This is a genomic window from Microbacterium sp. MMO-56 (assembly GCF_037146215.1).
In the GTDB taxonomy this organism is placed as follows: domain Bacteria; phylum Actinomycetota; class Actinomycetes; order Actinomycetales; family Microbacteriaceae; genus Microbacterium.
The window spans coordinates 93,178-106,595 of sequence record NZ_JBBCVW010000016.1 but is presented as its reverse complement, the minus strand read 5'-3'; the positions used below and the strand labels follow the sequence as shown (position 1 = coordinate 106,595).

Annotated in this window: 23 protein-coding genes and 4 tRNA genes; 9 read left to right on the top strand and 18 right to left on the bottom strand. The window is 68.1% G+C overall.

Features of this window, described 5'->3' with window-relative positions; genetic code table 11:
- Window positions 1-76: 76 nt before the first annotated feature.
- The 7 genes from WFI00_RS14105 to WFI00_RS14075 all read right to left on the bottom strand — a co-directional run bounded on the left by WFI00_RS14105 (window position 77) and on the right by WFI00_RS14075 (window position 3,430).
- The gene (locus tag WFI00_RS14105) at window positions 77-637 is read right to left on the bottom strand and encodes a terminase large subunit domain-containing protein (protein WP_336632837.1); all 561 of its coding nucleotides are present in this window, start codon (window positions 635-637) and stop codon (window positions 77-79) included.
- Window positions 634-1,131: a hypothetical protein gene (locus WFI00_RS14100; protein ID WP_336632836.1), complete on the bottom strand. Its 498-nt coding sequence runs from the start codon at window positions 1,129-1,131 to the stop codon at window positions 634-636. The genes WFI00_RS14105 and WFI00_RS14100 overlap by 4 nt, the downstream gene beginning before the upstream one ends.
- Window positions 1,128-1,412: a hypothetical protein gene (locus WFI00_RS14095; RefSeq protein WP_336632835.1), complete on the bottom strand. Its 285-nt coding sequence runs from the start codon at window positions 1,410-1,412 to the stop codon at window positions 1,128-1,130. Before WFI00_RS14095 ends, WFI00_RS14100 begins: the two co-directional genes overlap by 4 nt.
- Entirely contained in the window at window positions 1,405-1,659 is a 255-nt protein-coding gene (locus WFI00_RS14090; RefSeq protein WP_336632834.1) for a hypothetical protein, read from the bottom strand. Before WFI00_RS14090 ends, WFI00_RS14095 begins: the two co-directional genes overlap by 8 nt.
- A 131-nt stretch (window positions 1,660-1,790) precedes the next feature.
- Window positions 1,791-2,822: an AAA family ATPase gene (locus WFI00_RS14085; protein WP_336632833.1), complete on the bottom strand. Its 1,032-nt coding sequence runs from the start codon at window positions 2,820-2,822 to the stop codon at window positions 1,791-1,793.
- Entirely contained in the window at window positions 2,819-3,103 is a 285-nt protein-coding gene (locus WFI00_RS14080; RefSeq protein WP_336632832.1) for a hypothetical protein, read from the bottom strand. The genes WFI00_RS14085 and WFI00_RS14080 overlap by 4 nt, the downstream gene beginning before the upstream one ends.
- A gap of 102 nt (window positions 3,104-3,205) precedes the next feature.
- Window positions 3,206-3,430 (bottom strand): helix-turn-helix domain-containing protein, encoded by a 225-nt coding sequence (locus WFI00_RS14075; protein ID WP_336632830.1) that lies wholly within the window; start codon window positions 3,428-3,430, stop codon window positions 3,206-3,208.
- A 231-nt stretch (window positions 3,431-3,661) separates the two neighbouring features.
- On the opposite strand from WFI00_RS14075, the gene WFI00_RS14070 reads away from it, so the two are divergent.
- Both WFI00_RS14070 and WFI00_RS14065 read left to right on the top strand, forming a co-directional pair.
- On the top strand, window positions 3,662-4,285 hold the full coding sequence (locus tag WFI00_RS14070) for a helix-turn-helix transcriptional regulator (protein WP_336642370.1): 624 nt from the start codon (window positions 3,662-3,664) through the stop codon (window positions 4,283-4,285).
- A 55-nt stretch (window positions 4,286-4,340) separates the two neighbouring features.
- On the top strand, window positions 4,341-5,573 hold the full coding sequence (locus WFI00_RS14065; protein ID WP_336632828.1) for a tyrosine-type recombinase/integrase: 1,233 nt from the start codon (window positions 4,341-4,343) through the stop codon (window positions 5,571-5,573).
- Between the two features lie 38 nt (window positions 5,574-5,611).
- Here the strand turns inward: WFI00_RS14065 and WFI00_RS14060 are convergent.
- Window positions 5,612-5,687, bottom strand: a tRNA-Val gene (locus WFI00_RS14060).
- A gap of 161 nt (window positions 5,688-5,848) precedes the next feature.
- On the opposite strand from WFI00_RS14060, the gene WFI00_RS14055 reads away from it, so the two are divergent.
- The 5 genes from WFI00_RS14055 (at window position 5,849) to WFI00_RS14035 (ending at window position 7,101) form a co-directional block, all read left to right on the top strand.
- Window positions 5,849-5,921: transfer RNA gene (locus tag WFI00_RS14055), tRNA-Gly, on the top strand.
- A gap of 68 nt (window positions 5,922-5,989) precedes the next feature.
- Window positions 5,990-6,060, top strand: a tRNA-Cys gene (locus WFI00_RS14050).
- 28 nt (window positions 6,061-6,088) lie between these two features.
- A tRNA-Val gene (locus WFI00_RS14045) sits at window positions 6,089-6,160 on the top strand.
- 168 nt (window positions 6,161-6,328) lie between these two features.
- A complete protein-coding gene (locus WFI00_RS14040) occupies window positions 6,329-6,652 on the top strand; it encodes a hypothetical protein (RefSeq protein WP_336632827.1) in 324 nt (107 codons plus the stop codon).
- 14 nt (window positions 6,653-6,666) lie between these two features.
- Entirely contained in the window at window positions 6,667-7,101 is a 435-nt protein-coding gene (locus WFI00_RS14035) for a hypothetical protein (protein WP_336632826.1), read from the top strand.
- 14 nt (window positions 7,102-7,115) lie between these two features.
- Here the strand turns inward: WFI00_RS14035 and WFI00_RS14030 are convergent, their stop codons facing one another.
- The 8 genes from WFI00_RS14030 to WFI00_RS13995 form a co-directional block, all read right to left on the bottom strand.
- On the bottom strand, window positions 7,116-7,337 hold the full coding sequence (locus WFI00_RS14030) for a hypothetical protein (protein WP_336632825.1): 222 nt from the start codon (window positions 7,335-7,337) through the stop codon (window positions 7,116-7,118).
- A complete protein-coding gene (locus WFI00_RS14025) occupies window positions 7,334-7,681 on the bottom strand; it encodes a hypothetical protein (RefSeq protein WP_336632824.1) in 348 nt (115 codons plus the stop codon). Before WFI00_RS14025 ends, WFI00_RS14030 begins: the two co-directional genes overlap by 4 nt.
- A complete protein-coding gene (locus tag WFI00_RS14020; RefSeq protein WP_336632823.1) occupies window positions 7,678-8,310 on the bottom strand; it encodes a hypothetical protein in 633 nt (210 codons plus the stop codon). The genes WFI00_RS14025 and WFI00_RS14020 overlap by 4 nt, the downstream gene beginning before the upstream one ends.
- A gap of 159 nt (window positions 8,311-8,469) precedes the next feature.
- A complete protein-coding gene (locus WFI00_RS14015) occupies window positions 8,470-9,042 on the bottom strand; it encodes a hypothetical protein (RefSeq protein WP_336632822.1) in 573 nt (190 codons plus the stop codon).
- A gap of 133 nt (window positions 9,043-9,175) precedes the next feature.
- Window positions 9,176-9,508, bottom strand: coding sequence for a hypothetical protein (locus tag WFI00_RS14010; RefSeq protein ID WP_336632821.1), 333 nt, complete (start codon window positions 9,506-9,508; stop codon window positions 9,176-9,178).
- Window positions 9,509-10,049: 541 nt separating this feature from the next.
- Window positions 10,050-10,535: a hypothetical protein gene (locus tag WFI00_RS14005; protein WP_336632820.1), complete on the bottom strand. Its 486-nt coding sequence runs from the start codon at window positions 10,533-10,535 to the stop codon at window positions 10,050-10,052.
- Window positions 10,536-11,033: 498 nt separating this feature from the next.
- Window positions 11,034-11,309 carry a hypothetical protein gene (locus tag WFI00_RS14000; protein WP_336632819.1) on the bottom strand — a complete coding sequence of 92 codons (276 nt, stop codon included), beginning with the start codon at window positions 11,307-11,309 and terminating at the stop codon, window positions 11,034-11,036.
- Window positions 11,310-11,318: 9 nt separating this feature from the next.
- Window positions 11,319-11,441 (bottom strand): hypothetical protein, encoded by a 123-nt coding sequence (locus WFI00_RS13995; protein ID WP_336632818.1) that lies wholly within the window; start codon window positions 11,439-11,441, stop codon window positions 11,319-11,321.
- A gap of 195 nt (window positions 11,442-11,636) precedes the next feature.
- On the opposite strand from WFI00_RS13995, the gene WFI00_RS13990 reads away from it, so the two are divergent.
- The gene (locus WFI00_RS13990; RefSeq protein WP_336632844.1) at window positions 11,637-12,134 is read left to right on the top strand and encodes an ASCH domain-containing protein; all 498 of its coding nucleotides are present in this window, start codon (window positions 11,637-11,639) and stop codon (window positions 12,132-12,134) included.
- 22 nt (window positions 12,135-12,156) lie between these two features.
- Here the strand turns inward: WFI00_RS13990 and WFI00_RS13985 are convergent, their stop codons facing one another.
- On the bottom strand, window positions 12,157-12,342 hold the full coding sequence (locus WFI00_RS13985) for a hypothetical protein (protein WP_336632817.1): 186 nt from the start codon (window positions 12,340-12,342) through the stop codon (window positions 12,157-12,159).
- A gap of 68 nt (window positions 12,343-12,410) precedes the next feature.
- A complete protein-coding gene (locus WFI00_RS13980) occupies window positions 12,411-12,818 on the bottom strand; it encodes a GNAT family N-acetyltransferase (RefSeq protein ID WP_336632816.1) in 408 nt (135 codons plus the stop codon).
- Window positions 12,819-12,878: 60 nt separating this feature from the next.
- Between WFI00_RS13980 and WFI00_RS13975 the strand changes: the two genes are divergently transcribed.
- Entirely contained in the window at window positions 12,879-13,388 is a 510-nt protein-coding gene (locus WFI00_RS13975) for a glycine cleavage system protein R (protein WP_336632815.1), read from the top strand.
- Window positions 13,389-13,418 lie beyond the last annotated feature (30 nt).

Genomic DNA, 13,418 nt, shown 5'->3' with positions numbered 1-13,418 from the left:
ATCCAGGGCTCGACGCCGAAACTCCGGCGAATGTGCAGCAGGCATCTCACGGACTCCTTCCGAGACGATCATCGCCTCAACTCAGGTGTCCGGAAAAGCGGGTCAGGCTCCGAGCGTGGAACCAGCCCCGGCGACCCCACGGCGTAGACAGAGCCCAGATCGCCCCATCACTCGCCACCATCGGGAGCACCGACGCGAAAATGTCATCCTCCACGCGGGACGCCTCATCCAGCACGATCAGCCGCGCCCCCGAGAAGCCACGCGACGTGCCCTCCGTCCCCGGCAGAGACACGATGCGCGACCCGTTCTCCAGGACCAACTCCGACCCCGAATCCCGCGACGGCTTCGCCCGCCCCAAACCCCGATACAGGGCCTTCACCCGCAACAGCATCTCGTCCGACTGACGCTGAGACGGCGAGATGATGAGCACCAGCGACCCCGGCTCGAACACCGCCACATGCAGAGCCTTCATGCTGGTCGTCTGCGTCTTGCCCACCTGCCGGGCACACAGCACCAGCGTCCGCGACGACGACGACCGCAACAGCCGCTCCTGCCACGGCTCAGCATCGAAGCCCAGCCGCCGCCCGAACACCACCGGGTCCAGCGCCGCCGCCAGGTCCTGCCCCAGTTCGCTCACGACCCCGCCTCCAACGCCAGCGCCACAGCCCGCCCCGCATCGGGGAACGGCCGGAGCGCGGTCAGCACGACGCCCCGGAGCGCATCCCACTCAGGGGACGCCGTGACATTCAGCACCTGCACCTGGGGCCGGTCGTCCAGTTCGCCCGTCAACTTCGCGATCAGTTCCACCGTGGACCGGAGTTCCCGGATTGCCTGAAGCGACAGCGCCGCCTTCCCCTCAGCCTCAGCGACCGCCAGCACCCGCTCCGCCCGATCATGCAGGGCCTCCAGCCGATCCAGCGCCGTCCGTGCCCCAGCCGTCTCCCGCTCCGCCTGAAGCGTCTTCAGCGCCGCCGACAGGTGCCCGATCCGATGACGACGCACAGCGTCAGGGCTCAGCCCGAAGCGCCGCGCCACCGATGCCAGGGAGTCGCCGGAGGCCAGGGCTGTGTCGATGGCCTCGTGCTGGTCGTGGTGGCACACCGTGCACCGTGCCATGCCGCCCGTGTTCATCGTCCCTCCCGCTCTGCGAGGTCAGCCGCCAGCGCCCGCGACAGGTGCCGGTACGACGCCGCCTCCTCCTGGAGGGCTGTGGTGTAGTCCTGCACCGCCGCGTAGACCACGGGCAGGTGCTTGCGGAGGAGGCCGAACACCGGGCCCACCTTCCGGGCCGCTTTGTCCCGCTGGAGGCGTGCGCGGTTCATCCGCTTGCGGGCGTCGAGCACCGCGGCCGATGGGCCCGCGTGCCGCGCATCCGTGCGGTGTGCCGTGGTCGTGACCTCTTCCTCAGCCAAGAACCTCACCCCCTCCGTTCCCAGTGATTCCGTGGGCGTGTGGAGCGTGTGTGGAATCCGTGCGGACCTCACGACCAGCCTCAGACGCGCTCTCCCCAGAGGGCATGCGGACAGGAGACGACGAAGCCACCTTCTCCATGTCCTTCGCGGCGGTGTGAATCTGTGCGCGGAGGTCGGTGTGTGTGCCGAGGGTGTGGGGGAGTTCCCCGGTGGTGATGATGTGGTCGAGCCATGCGTGATCGCTCACGGTGTGCTCCTTCCTGTCTTGTGTCTGACTGTCGCCGTGTGTCGCCGGAGTGTCGCCGGGAGACGCTGTGAGTGTCTGTCTCCGTCTCCCCCTCTTAGGGAGACGGACACTCAGACGGTCGTGGGACGGTTTCACTGTCTCCCTCCCCACATGTCGGATTCAGGGTCGTCCTCTTGCCGGTAGGGGCGGAGGCTGACGTGCTGGTGGGAGTTGCGGGGGCCGGGGGTGCGTTGGACGTGCCCGGTGCCGGTGAGGAGGTCGAGGGCTTGCCTGATGGCCTCTTCGCGGCCGTGCACCTGCTGGAGGATGCCGCGGAACGTGAGCGGGTCCGGTGACGCTTCGAGCGCGCGGCTGACCTTCTCCATGAGCGTCGTGGGGCGGAATGGTGTGTCGGTGCGCGTCTCGACCGCGGGGAGCGTGATGCGGAGTCCTTCGGGGCTGGGGGTGACGCGGAGTGTCGCGACCTTCTGCCCGAATGTGTAGTGCCCGTGGCGGTCCTTCGCGCATACGAGTTTCGCGGCCCCGGCGCGGTCACGGCTGAAGGGGCTCAGCGTCTCGATGTAGAACTGTGCGCCGTTGATGGCGGCGCGTTTCCGCTGGGAGCCGATGGGCCACAGTTCGCCGCCGTTCGCTTTCGCGGTGTGGTCGAGGAGGAGGACGGCCGGCCCCTGGTCTGCGATGCGGCGGGGGACTTCCCGGAACCAGGTGGCGACCTCTTCATCCGCGTTCGGCTTCGCGCCGCCGAGGGCGAGTCCTTCGCCTGTGGAGTCGATGACGACCAGGGATGCCTCCAGCATGCGGACGGCCTCCAGGACGGCTGTGCCGCCGTCTGTGAAGGGCGTTTCGGGCTGGACGTAGTGGAAGCCGCGGACGATGGTGTCGGCGGTCAGGCCGAGGTCGAGGAGGCGCGCGACGATGCTTCGGGGGTCGCCCTCGTGGTCGATGTAGACGACGCGGTGCCCGGCGTGGAGTTCCTGGACGCATGCGTGGAGGGCCAGCCATGTCTTCCCGGAGCCGGATTCGCCGTGCACGCCGTTGACCATGCCGGGGTAGATGAGGCCCGCGCCGTCGTCGCGTGTGAGGACGGTGGGCTGTGCGCGGCCGTCGATGCCGTTTGCTACCTGGTCGATGATGCCCGCCAGGTCGAGCGGTGCCCACGTCATGCGGCACCCCCGAGGGCGGCACGCCAGGCGTGGAGGGTGTGGGCGTCGTCGGCCACGACCTGGTAGCGGGGGCCGATGGGCAGGAGGTCGAGAACGTCGGCGGGGTGGGCGCGGCGGTCCACGATCACCTGCACGTAGTCGCCGCTGTGCGCGCCGTCGAGCGCCATGCGGACGTGGCGGCGGAGACGGTCCACGCTGGTGTGGTCCTCGCGGAGGTCCAGGCGGATTGTGCCGGTGACGCGGGCACGGTGCGCTTCGAGCACGTCAGGCGTGAGGGTCATTCCGGGCCTCCTCTCCGGCGAACTCCGCCAGGCGGCGGTCGAGTTGATCCATGAGCCAGCGGAGACGGGCGAACGGGTCGGGCGTCTCGACGGTGGGCGCGGTCATTCGGTGACCTCCACTCCGAAGAGTTCGAGGAATCGAACGGTGGGGATGAGGACGCGGCCCCGGAGCCGGATCGACGGGACCTCGCCCGCGTTCACGGCATCCCACATGGTGTTTTTCCCGATGCCTGCCAGATCGGCGGCGGCGGGGACGGTGAGGGTGAGGGGGAGAGGGTCAGGGAGGTTCAGCCGTACAGGTGTGACGGCGTTCAGGAGACCAGACATTGCTACGCACTTCCGTTGCAGACGAATCGGTGGAGTCGTCCGTGTCTGGTCCCGCCACGCTCACGGCGCTGGGCTCCGCCTCATGCGGTTGCCCCCGTTCGGCGTCCGTGGCCTCCAGCCGGTGCGCCGTCGAGAAGCACGATACATGACTGTCGGCGTGTCCCTACACATGCCGGTGCATCCCGGCGTGTCTTGCGCTATTGTTGCCACATACCGACACGAGAGGGAGTCATGTCTGCATTCCGATTCGAGGACGTGATCGCCGCAAACGTCCGCGAGATTCGCCGCCAGCGCTTCGACACGCAAGAGGCGTTCGCCGCCGCACTCAGTCAGGTCAGCGGCCGGGACTGGAAGCGCACCGCCGTCGCGGAGGTCGAGACGGGCCGGAGGGCGTACAACGCATCCGACCTGGTGTTCCTGGCCCGCGCGCTGGACGTGCTCCCCGCCGCGCTCCTGGTCATCCCCGAGCAGATCGACGGGGACGACGTGGACGCGGTGATCGTCGGGCAGGTGGAGAGTCGCACCGCGCCGCGCGACGGCGTGCGGATGGAGCGCGACGACGTGCAACGGCTGGGCGCGCGCGTCGATGCCGACCACCCCGCCGAGTACGTGCGGGAAGTTGCCCGCGGGCTGACGCTGTGGCGTGAGCGCGCTCAGGAGGCAGAGGGCGCGCTGGAGGCCGCGAAGGAGGCCCTACTCGTCGCGTTCAACGCGCTCAACGACCAGCGCCTGAAGTTTGCCGGGATTGACGACGGTGCGGAGGACATTCAGCAACTCGCCCTGAAGGCCGTCCGCAACATGAAGCGGTACGAACAGGGGCCGCGGACTCAGGTGCACGAGACGCCCGAGGACTGACCCCACCCCCATAGACCACCCGGCCGAGAGGGCTGGGGGAGAAAGAGAGAGCACGATGGCCACGGCTCACTACTCGAAGCGGTGCGGATGCCGCGACGACAGCGGCAAGCAACTGGGGACGAAGTGCCCACGGCTCAGCCGCACCGGACACGGCACCTGGAGCGTCTACCTGACGGTGCCGAGCGACGGCGCGGAGGCCAGCGCACGACGACGCAAGGGCGGATTCGCCACCCGTGGGGAGGCGGAGGCGTATGCGCGTCCGTTCGTACAGGCCGCGCTGGAGGGTCGCCGGGTTGCCCCGGTGGCGCACACCCTCGCGACCTACCTGCCGGTGTTCCTGGAGCGTCGGGGTACAGGCCGCAAGCCACTGTCTCCGGCGACACTGGGCACCTATCGCGTCTACGCCGACGTGATCGCCGCGCACGGCGTCGGGAGGGTCCGGCTGGACGAACTCCGCCGCCGCCACCTACAGGACTTCCTGGACGACATGGCGCGCGAGAAGGGCGCGGCCACGGTGGACAAGATTCACACCGTCCTCCGCGCCGTCCTCCGCGCCGCCTACCGGGAAGAGTTGACGACCGGCAACCACGCGACGGACCTGCATGTGCCGCAGGTGGAGACGCGGGAGAAGGCCCTGCTGACGCTGGACCAGGCCCGCGACCTCTTCACCGCGCTCCGGGCGTGCTCACCGATGCTCCACAACATGGCGGAGTTGGCCCTGCACACCGGCATGCGCGTCGGGGAACTCGCGGGGCTCCGCTGGGCCGACGTGGACGGCGACGTACTCACCGTCTCCCAGACGGTCGTGAGCGTCCGCGGGCACCTGACGATGGGCACCGGCAAGACCGCGGCGGCACGCCGTCAGGTGGCGCTGGGACCCGTCGCGCTGGGCGCGCTCGCACGGCAGAGGACGCACCAGGCGCGCATCCGCCTCCGGTCGCCCATGTGGGAGGACAACGACCTGGTGTTCTCTCAGGAGGACGGGTCGCCGGTCGATCCGAAGTACGTCACCCGGCGCATGATCGTCGTGGAGAAGCGGGAGCGGTTGCCGCTGATGGGGATGCACGGCTGGAGGCACATGCACGTCACTCTGCTGGACCAGGCTGGGTGCCCTCTGCCGGTCATCCAACAGCGCGTCGGGCACTCCGCCAGCAACATCACAGAGGGCGTCTACACGCACCGTCAGGTGGACGCTCAACGGCCCTGGGCGCTCGCGGCCGAAGCGCTCACGGACCCCGATTCCACACAACCGGCCGATTTCTCCACACAACGCGCCGTAGGCGAGTAGGTGCAATGCGAAAACCCCCGGCGAACCAGGGGTTTTCATGGTGGGCGATACCGGACTCGAACCGATGACCTCTTCCGTGTGAAGGAAGCGCGCTACCAACTGCGCCAATCGCCCGTCGGCCTGTGGAGGCCGAGAACCGATGCTACCGGATGCGGGGCGCGGACACGAATCCGGGTGTGCGTGACGAGCCGAGACACGCGCGGGCGGCGCTCGGTTTTGCGAAGTCCGAATAGTCGGCTAAAGTCGATCAAGTTCCCGGGGCAACCAGGGAGCACGCGGATGTAGCGCAGTTGGTAGCGCATCACCTTGCCAAGGTGAGGGTCGCGAGTTCGAGTCTCGTCATCCGCTCGAGTGCACGGGTCATTTCTTCGAAGTGACTACGGCACGTGGGGTCAAACCACACGGTTAATCCACACGGTGGCGTGGCCGAGCGGCTAGGCACCGGCCTGCAAAGCCGTTTACACGGGTTCGAATCCCGTCGCCACCTCGCCTCATAACTGAATACGCCTGTACAGGCGCGATTGGCGCAGCGGTAGCGCGCTTCCCTGACACGGAAGAGGTCACTGGTTCGATCCCAGTATCGCGCACACGAGAAAACCCCCGGTTGACGGGGGTTTTTGCTTTTCCGGCCATACTCAGATCGGCTCGCGTGCAACCCCCGTGCAACTCGCGGCGAGTTCCCATGCCCCGGGATGACGCCGTGCGACTCTGTGTCGGTCGCCGAACTGGGGTTAGAGGCTCGGTAGGCTCCGAGCATGAGCGACGACTGGCAGGTAGCCGAGGGCACCGGATGGATAGTACTGGCAGGCTTCGGCCAGATCAGCCCGCGGCGCGACGACGTGGCGGGCGGGCGGCAATACTTCACGCCTCAACTCGACACGGGTGAGTACGCGCGCGTCACGGGTGAATCGATCACTGGCGGGCCGGAGACGTGGCATTTCGAGTTCGACATGCCGTTCTTCCTGGCCGACTACGGGGACCGGTGCATCGAGGTGACCATCTCCTTGCTACAGGGGGGCCGGTATGGCGTGCGCTACCGGCCCGCAGTGTGGCCGATCGATGACAGCGGGGCCTGGTAGGTCACCTCTTGGATGTGGGCTGGTGGGCGCTCATCGTCTCGGGCGCAAGTCTGGTGATCAGCGGTGCGACGTTCTGGCGGAACCGGACGCCCGCGCCGAAGTGGGTTACGGGCGTTGTGGTCAAGCCTGACGGCGACGGCGAGGTGAGGGTGACCGCCTCGGCATCGAACCGGGGCCGCGGAGACGCGCGCGATGTGCGATTTGAGCAGGAGGACGGCGGCATCCTCACGGCGTTCTCGCGTCAGGGTCAGGATCGCGTCGGCTTCGGGGAGCGCCTAAGCATCACGCTGATCTATCCGGCTGACACGACGGGCACGGGATCGTTTCGGCTGACGTGGAGTCAGGAACCGAACCTGCATCGCCAGCGCAGGCGGACGGTTCGATTCCGACTCAACGGAGGCGGCGGCGAGTTGCCGAGAGCGAAGCACGACATCGGTCCGTTGTTCTAGCACCGCGTAGCGCCTCACGCCTCGGCGACACGCCGCCCGCTCATCCGTACACCGCCGAACGTGCCGACGCCGTCTCGGCCCGCACCCTTCGCCCACGACACACTCAGGATGAGGGCGAGCACGTCGAGCGAGACGCCGGTGCGGTGCCGGTCGGCGAACAGGCCGGGCAGATCGGCGGGCGGGAGCGGTCGCCGCCCTTCCTCGCGCAGGAGTGTCATCCAGTCGTACGGGTTCATCGACGGCTCCACAGCCCGGCGTCGTGCTCCGCGAGCCCGCGGCGCTCCAGCGACCGGAGCACGCTAGCCGCGGTGCCCATGTTCCATCCGGCGAGGTCGGCGACCTCCTCGCGCGTCCGTGGCCGCGCTGTGAGCACCACGAGCGCCGCGCGCTGAGGGCCGGTCAGCCCCGGCACCGGCTCGGCGAGTTCGACGGGCTCGCAGTCGTCACAAGGCGGCGTCGTCGCGGTCACGGTGTAGGCGTTCAGCACATGCCATACGTCGTAGATCGCATCCGCGCCGTAGGCGTCTAGGTGAGCCATCACGGCGGTTGCCATCTCCGCCCACGACGCCTCACGGCTCATCGCTCCCACCTCGCCACTGCCTCGGCGGCATCCTCGCGCCCCGACAGCATGCGGAGCCCGAGCGGGAGATTCCCCGGCATCTCGGCTCGCGCCGCCTCGGTGATCGCCTCGGCGCTGTACAGCCCTCCGAGACGGCGGGAGAGCGCTTCGACGGCGATGGGGTCGAGCGTCACGAGTGCGAGGGCGCGACGCGCTCGCTCAACCTTGGCCTCGGCGGCGGCGGATGCCTCGGCGGCGATGCGCGCATCGCGACAGCCCCGGCAGGCGGGCGGCTCGGAGACACCGACGTGTCGAGAACATCGAGGATCGAGGGGCGGCACGCTCGCGCGCGTCTCGTTCCCCTGGCTCTTGTTCTCTTGGTTCTCGTTCCGTCGGTCAATTTGACCGAGGGGTGACGGTCGTTCTGACCGAGGGGTGACGGTCAGACTGACCGGCACCGGCAAGTTATCCACAGGCTCGGCGAGCTCGGGCGGCGGCGTGGTCGGGTCCATCGCGACGGTGTAGCGGTTGCTCGCTTGCCCCTCGGCGTCGTGCCGTCGCTCCCACGAGACGACGCCCAGCGCGCGGAATTCATCGAGGGCGCGCCGGACTGACTTCTCGCCGATGCACGCGGTGCGGTGAACGCTCATGGTGGCGGGGCGCAGGGTGACTGTGGGGGTGAGCTCGATGTCGCGGTACTAGCAGCGGTAAAACACCTTCTTGCCGGCTCGACGGATCTCGACGTGCCCGTAGTAATCGGCGTTAGGGGTGAGCATTCCCTATCTTCGGCTGCGGGTGGGCGTGGCTGTTCAGCGCGTCGCGGCCGGACCGAAAGCTGTGCCCTTGTCGCTGCGGAACAGAGGACCGGCGAATCCAGCGAGCGCAGGCATATGAACCACAGCTGTGGACTTTCGGGCGAATTGGAATGAGTAGGTCGGCTCATCGCCGCCTCTCAACTCCGCGCTTTCCACGGACGGGTTACGCATCTTCACCTTCGTGCCGTCGAGCATGGTGGCGATGTTCCCGGTGAGAGCTTCTGTCGCATCTGCAGAGAGCGGGACGAGTGAGATACCGTGGGCCGCGCAGAACTCCCCAAGTTCCCTGATGACTCTACGGATCGGGTAGAGCACCTTGACTCGGAACTCTCCGCCGCCGTCGATCGCTGCGACTATTTGGTCTGCGAAGTCGTTGAGCAGGTCGAATGACATGCCCTCGTTGCGGTTGTCGTGCACGACGGCGTCTCCGATGTCCCGAATGGCGGAGCCGTGATCCGCATGGTCGCGGATGAGTGAGAAGAGGCTGACGGTGTCAGATCGGGTAAGGGATCCTGTTTGGAGGGCGGGCATCAGCTCTGTGAGGTGTTCGAGGTTCGCTTGACGCATGCCCGTAAGGTAGCGCCGGATGCACTGGCGCCGCGAGGAAATGGACGACGATAGCCCCTGACCGCCATCCGAAGATGCCAGCAGGGAGGTGAACGAGTGACCGTCTGGTCGCGGCCGGTGGGAATTCCTCCCGCTACACGTACTTGGTGAGCCACTCCGACTGGCGGCGATTCGCGAGACGGGACCGCTCGATCGCAGCTAGGAGTTCGACGTCATCCCTGTCGACCACGGGCAGAGCTTCGTCCTCGCGGATGCCGCGCGCTTCGAGGAGCGCCCACAGGTGCTCAGAGGCCTCGACGAGCTCCTGCGACATTGCGTCGAACCCGTGGTACGTCCACCCCGCGATGATCAGTGAGGCGCCGTGGGTGCCGGAGGACGGCCGCCCGGTCGACTCGTAGCCGTCGGGAAGCTCGGATACGACCGCCCCTGTGGACGGCCCACCAATCAGAAGGTAGTAGGGGGTCATAGCCGCCAGCCTATTGGCGGTACAGGACCTTCGTCACGAGACGCCCCCGGCGTCCGCCCCCGACGGAGCGGACGCCGGGGGCGTTGTCCATTAAGTGAGTGCGATTAGGTCGCTTGACGCGGGTCGGAACGACACGAGCAAGTATGCGGGGCGGGCGTACATGTCGTCCGCTGCGACGTCGCCTCCTCGGCTGATGCGTAGGTCGCCTCGCACGTGGTGATGGGGACAGCAGCGGCCATGCTGGACCCGTCGGTCGCATGGCCCGAGGCGCCGCTGGGCGACATTTTCGTGTAGTACGGCGACGCGGTGAGATTCGCCCATGTGCCACGGAACGCGAGGGCGGAGGACGCGAGCTGTACGTCGGTGGGGCCCAGTCCCTCGTTGCGGTATCGGGCCTGCCACGCGACGAAGTCCGCCGACACCGATGGGGTCGACCACTTCAGGACGATGTTGTGTTCCAGCCAGTGCTCAGGCACGTCCACGTGAGCGATGAGGTCAGAGCGCGCCCCGGGCGGGCTCGCCCAGCCCATCACTCCACCGTTTACCTGCACAATAGCCGGGCTGCCGTCTGTCGGCATGAAGTCGCTGGGCCAAGCTTCACCGCGTTTCGGCGCCCAGACGCTCCGCGCGAAATCGTGCCGGTGCCTTGCGCGAGGTGGTCTATGACTTCGTTCGCCATGATCTGAGTGCCGGCGCTGTTGGGCTGCACGTACAGCCCGTCCGAGAGGCCCCGGTCGCCGGTGTATTTCGGGGTCTCGAGGACGCGGTCGGTGAAGTTGATCAGGCCCAGACCTTCGGTGGCGGCGAGGAGGGCGTTTGTCCGCTGACGCTGCATGGTGCGCACGACAGCGTCTACACCATCGGCCCAACGCGGGTTCTGCGCGCACATCATCACGCCCGCTAACGGTACGGCCTGCTGGATGGCGCGGATTGTGGGGAATGCGGTGCCGCGGCAGGCGTCACCGGAGGCACCGTTCGAGTTGTGGCCGTAGTTGATGAGCGCGAGGTGGGGTGCTGCTGCGGTCATCGTCGCGTTGAACCGGGCTAGGTTGGCCACAGGTAGGTCACCGGAGAGCCCGAGACGGAGCCGTTCCAGATCCTGATGGGGGAGCTGCCCGTGCCCGTCTGCACGGTCTGCGAAGAGGTTCCGGGCCAGAGGTCGGTCGGGTTGGACGTTGCCGCGCCGACTGCCACGTGTGCCCGACGAGGCGTCGTTCCAAGCGCGCTAGACCACGCTGTGCGTGGGGAGCTTCTGAGCGAGCCACCGGACACGCAGAGGGGCCACGGCGACGCACCGATCACACCCGTCGAGTCGCCGAGGACGACCATCGCCGCGGACTCGCCGCGGATGACTCGCTGCATGAACCCGGCGGTGGACCCGCCGCTGGTAGCTACAGGGAACTCATCAAGCCGACGGTCGCGGTTCGACTTCATGTACCCGCTGAGGGCTGTGTCTGCCATCGTCAGGCCTCCTCGAAAGTGATGTCGTCGACCGCGCCGGTGACGGTGTTGACGTGAATGGTGGTCACGTAGCCATCGGGGAGCAGGTCGTCTGGTCTACGAACCGCACGAAGGTGGCGGATAGTGCAGTCTCGGTGAGCCGTTCGTGCACGTTCGCTTCCGGCAGCTTCCCCGGCACGAGCGGTGCGACTTTCGCGGGTGCAAGGTACCGGGTGGTCGTCTTCGTCTTCAGGTCCGCGATATCCCCCAGCGCCAGCTCGAGCTGCTCCGTCGCTGGGACGGCATCCGCAACGATCTGTGTCCAGGACTCCGGGATCGGGATCGCCCTGTCCGTCGCCACGTCTACCACCTACAACGTGTCGGGACCCATCACCTCGAAGCGTGACTCCGGGGTCGGCACCGCGTACGGGCCGACGGCGTACCCGCCCACGACCTTGTCGCCGTCAGAGACCGTGATCGTCGTCGTGTACATGTGAGTGTGCTCATTCTCGGCGAGAATGATGATCTCCCGGGTGTCCGCGTCGAGGCGCTCCGAGTCGCGGTCGGTGGATAGCTCGGACTCGTGCGCGGATGTCGACCGTATCAGGCGGCGTGTGCTCCCGGACACCCCTCCGGGTGCGACGATGTTCGTGTGTCCGATCTCGCCCTCTCGTCTCACGCCCTGCCGATGGATCGCGATGCGGCGGCGGCGTTCTGGTCCGCCTATCGCGCCGCCCACCCGGATGCCGCCCGTGCCGCGCCCGACTACACCGTCGAGCATTTCGGGGACTCGCCTCGGCTCGCCGACGAGCTCCTCGATCTCGTCCTGTCCGGCCGCAAGCGCGCCACCGCGGAGCTCGTCGCAGACTTCATCGCGCGAGGCGAGAGCGTCCCTCGTATCGGATCGCACTGGATCGCCTGCGACAGCTCCGGCGCGCCGCGGATCATCATCCGCAGCACCGAACTCAGGATCGGCGACTTCCGGAGCTGCGACGCGGCGTTCGCCGCAGACGAAGGCGAGGACGACGGCTCTCTCGACAGCTGGCGCCGCGAGCATCGGAAATACTGGACGCGCGTCTCGGCGGCGCGCGGATCGTCGTGGTCGGAAGAGGACGAGATCGTGTTCGAGCGGTTCTCGGTCGTGTGGCCGCCCGAGCACGCTGATCAGATGGCCCGGGCCCGCTAGCGGACCTCGCGCGCGGCGGGCCTCAGCGGATGCCGCGCGGCGGCATGCGGACGTCGGTGCCCTGGAGTCGGATCAGGCCGCACACCGTGCAGTACTCGTCGAGCTCGTCGCGACCGAAGGAGCCGCGGTCGGGACGGAACTGCGGATGCTCGCAGTAGGGGCTGCCGGCGAGCACCCATTCGGATTCGGTGCGCTGACTGGCGAACATCCCTCCACGCTAGTCCTGTGCGCCGCGTCACGCCGCTCCCTTGACAGGGGCGTCACCGGACCCGACGATCAGCGCGCCGGCCTGACCATCGCCGTCGCGTCGGGGTCGGTGAATCCGAACGATCGGTACAGTCCGTGCGCGTCGCCCGTGAAGAGCACCCAGCGGAAGGCGCGCCCGGGACCGTCGTCGATCATGAGACGCACCAGACCCTTGCCGAGCCCATGGCCGCGGTGGTCCTCCACGACGAAGACGTCGGCGAGGTATGCGAAGCGCACCCCGTCCGAGACGGCGCGGGCGAATCCGACCTGCTCGCCGGTGTCGGATCGATAGGCGCCCACCACTCGCCAGGCGCCGGCGATCTGCGCCTCGACGTCGGCGCGGGTGCGGTCGCGACCCCAATACGCCTCCGTCGACAGCCAGGCCCAGATGGCGTCGGTCTGCAGCCGCGCCGGGTCGTCATCGAATTCGTAGTCCACCGCACCATTGTGGCGCGCCTCCCCGACGCGGACGTCGGGCCGGAGGGTTAGGCTCGCGGCATGGCCCACCTCGTGCTCACCGTCGTCGGCGACGACCGCGCCGGACTCGTCAGTGCCCTCGCCCAGGTCATCGCCGACCACGGCGGCAACTGGGAGTCGAGCGAGCTCGCGGAACTGGCGGGCGCGTTCGCCGGCATCGTGCTGGTCGCAGTGCCCGACGATCGTCAGGGCGACCTCACGTCCGCACTCGAAGGACTCGACGGCCTCCTGCGGGTGACGGCGCACGACGCGTCGCCCGGGGCATCCGTCGACGCGCCCCGGGTCGTGTCGTTCACGGTGCTCGGCAACGACCGACCGGGCATCGTCCGCGACGTCACGGCGACGATCGCCGCGCACGCGCTGAGCATCGACACCTTCCGCAGTCGCACGACCGAGGCGCCGATGGCGGGTGGGACGCTGTTCGAGGCGACCGTGACCGTGTCGCTGCCGCCGGATCACGACGAGTCCGCGCTGACGGCGGCCCTCGAAGCCCTCGCCGGTGAGATCCAGGTCGACCTCACGCTCGGCTGACGCGCCCGTCCTGTCCGCCCGGGTCGGCCG

What these genes read in the sequence shown, in the direction of transcription:
- WFI00_RS14100 (WP_336632836.1), bottom strand. Translation starts at nt 1,131, where the DNA reads ATGAACACGGGCGGCATGGCACGGTGCACGGTGTGCCACCACGACCAG.
- WFI00_RS14085 (WP_336632833.1), bottom strand. Translation starts at nt 2,822, where the DNA reads ATGACGTGGGCACCGCTCGACCTGGCGGGCATCATCGACCAGGTAGCA.
- WFI00_RS14080 (WP_336632832.1), bottom strand. Translation starts at nt 3,103, where the DNA reads ATGACCCTCACGCCTGACGTGCTCGAAGCGCACCGTGCCCGCGTCACC.
- WFI00_RS14075 (WP_336632830.1), bottom strand. Translation starts at nt 3,430, where the DNA reads ATGTCTGGTCTCCTGAACGCCGTCACACCTGTACGGCTGAACCTCCCT.
- WFI00_RS14070 (WP_336642370.1), top strand. Translation starts at nt 3,662, where the DNA reads ATGTCTGCATTCCGATTCGAGGACGTGATCGCCGCAAACGTCCGCGAG.
- WFI00_RS14065 (WP_336632828.1), top strand. Translation starts at nt 4,341, where the DNA reads ATGGCCACGGCTCACTACTCGAAGCGGTGCGGATGCCGCGACGACAGC.
- WFI00_RS14040 (WP_336632827.1), top strand. Translation starts at nt 6,329, where the DNA reads ATGAGCGACGACTGGCAGGTAGCCGAGGGCACCGGATGGATAGTACTG.
- WFI00_RS14030 (WP_336632825.1), bottom strand. Translation starts at nt 7,337, where the DNA reads ATGAACCCGTACGACTGGATGACACTCCTGCGCGAGGAAGGGCGGCGA.
- WFI00_RS14025 (WP_336632824.1), bottom strand. Translation starts at nt 7,681, where the DNA reads ATGAGCCGTGAGGCGTCGTGGGCGGAGATGGCAACCGCCGTGATGGCT.
- WFI00_RS14020 (WP_336632823.1), bottom strand. Translation starts at nt 8,310, where the DNA reads ATGAGCGTTCACCGCACCGCGTGCATCGGCGAGAAGTCAGTCCGGCGC.
- WFI00_RS14015 (WP_336632822.1), bottom strand. Translation starts at nt 9,042, where the DNA reads ATGCGTCAAGCGAACCTCGAACACCTCACAGAGCTGATGCCCGCCCTC.
- WFI00_RS14010 (WP_336632821.1), bottom strand. Translation starts at nt 9,508, where the DNA reads ATGACCCCCTACTACCTTCTGATTGGTGGGCCGTCCACAGGGGCGGTC.
- WFI00_RS14005 (WP_336632820.1), bottom strand. Translation starts at nt 10,535, where the DNA reads ATGACCGCAGCAGCACCCCACCTCGCGCTCATCAACTACGGCCACAAC.
- WFI00_RS13995 (WP_336632818.1), bottom strand. Translation starts at nt 11,441, where the DNA reads ATGTACACGACGACGATCACGGTCTCTGACGGCGACAAGGTCGTGGGC.
- WFI00_RS13990 (WP_336632844.1), top strand. Translation starts at nt 11,637, where the DNA reads ATGGATCGCGATGCGGCGGCGGCGTTCTGGTCCGCCTATCGCGCCGCC.
- WFI00_RS13985 (WP_336632817.1), bottom strand. Translation starts at nt 12,342, where the DNA reads ATGTTCGCCAGTCAGCGCACCGAATCCGAATGGGTGCTCGCCGGCAGC.
- WFI00_RS13975 (WP_336632815.1), top strand. Translation starts at nt 12,879, where the DNA reads ATGGCCCACCTCGTGCTCACCGTCGTCGGCGACGACCGCGCCGGACTC.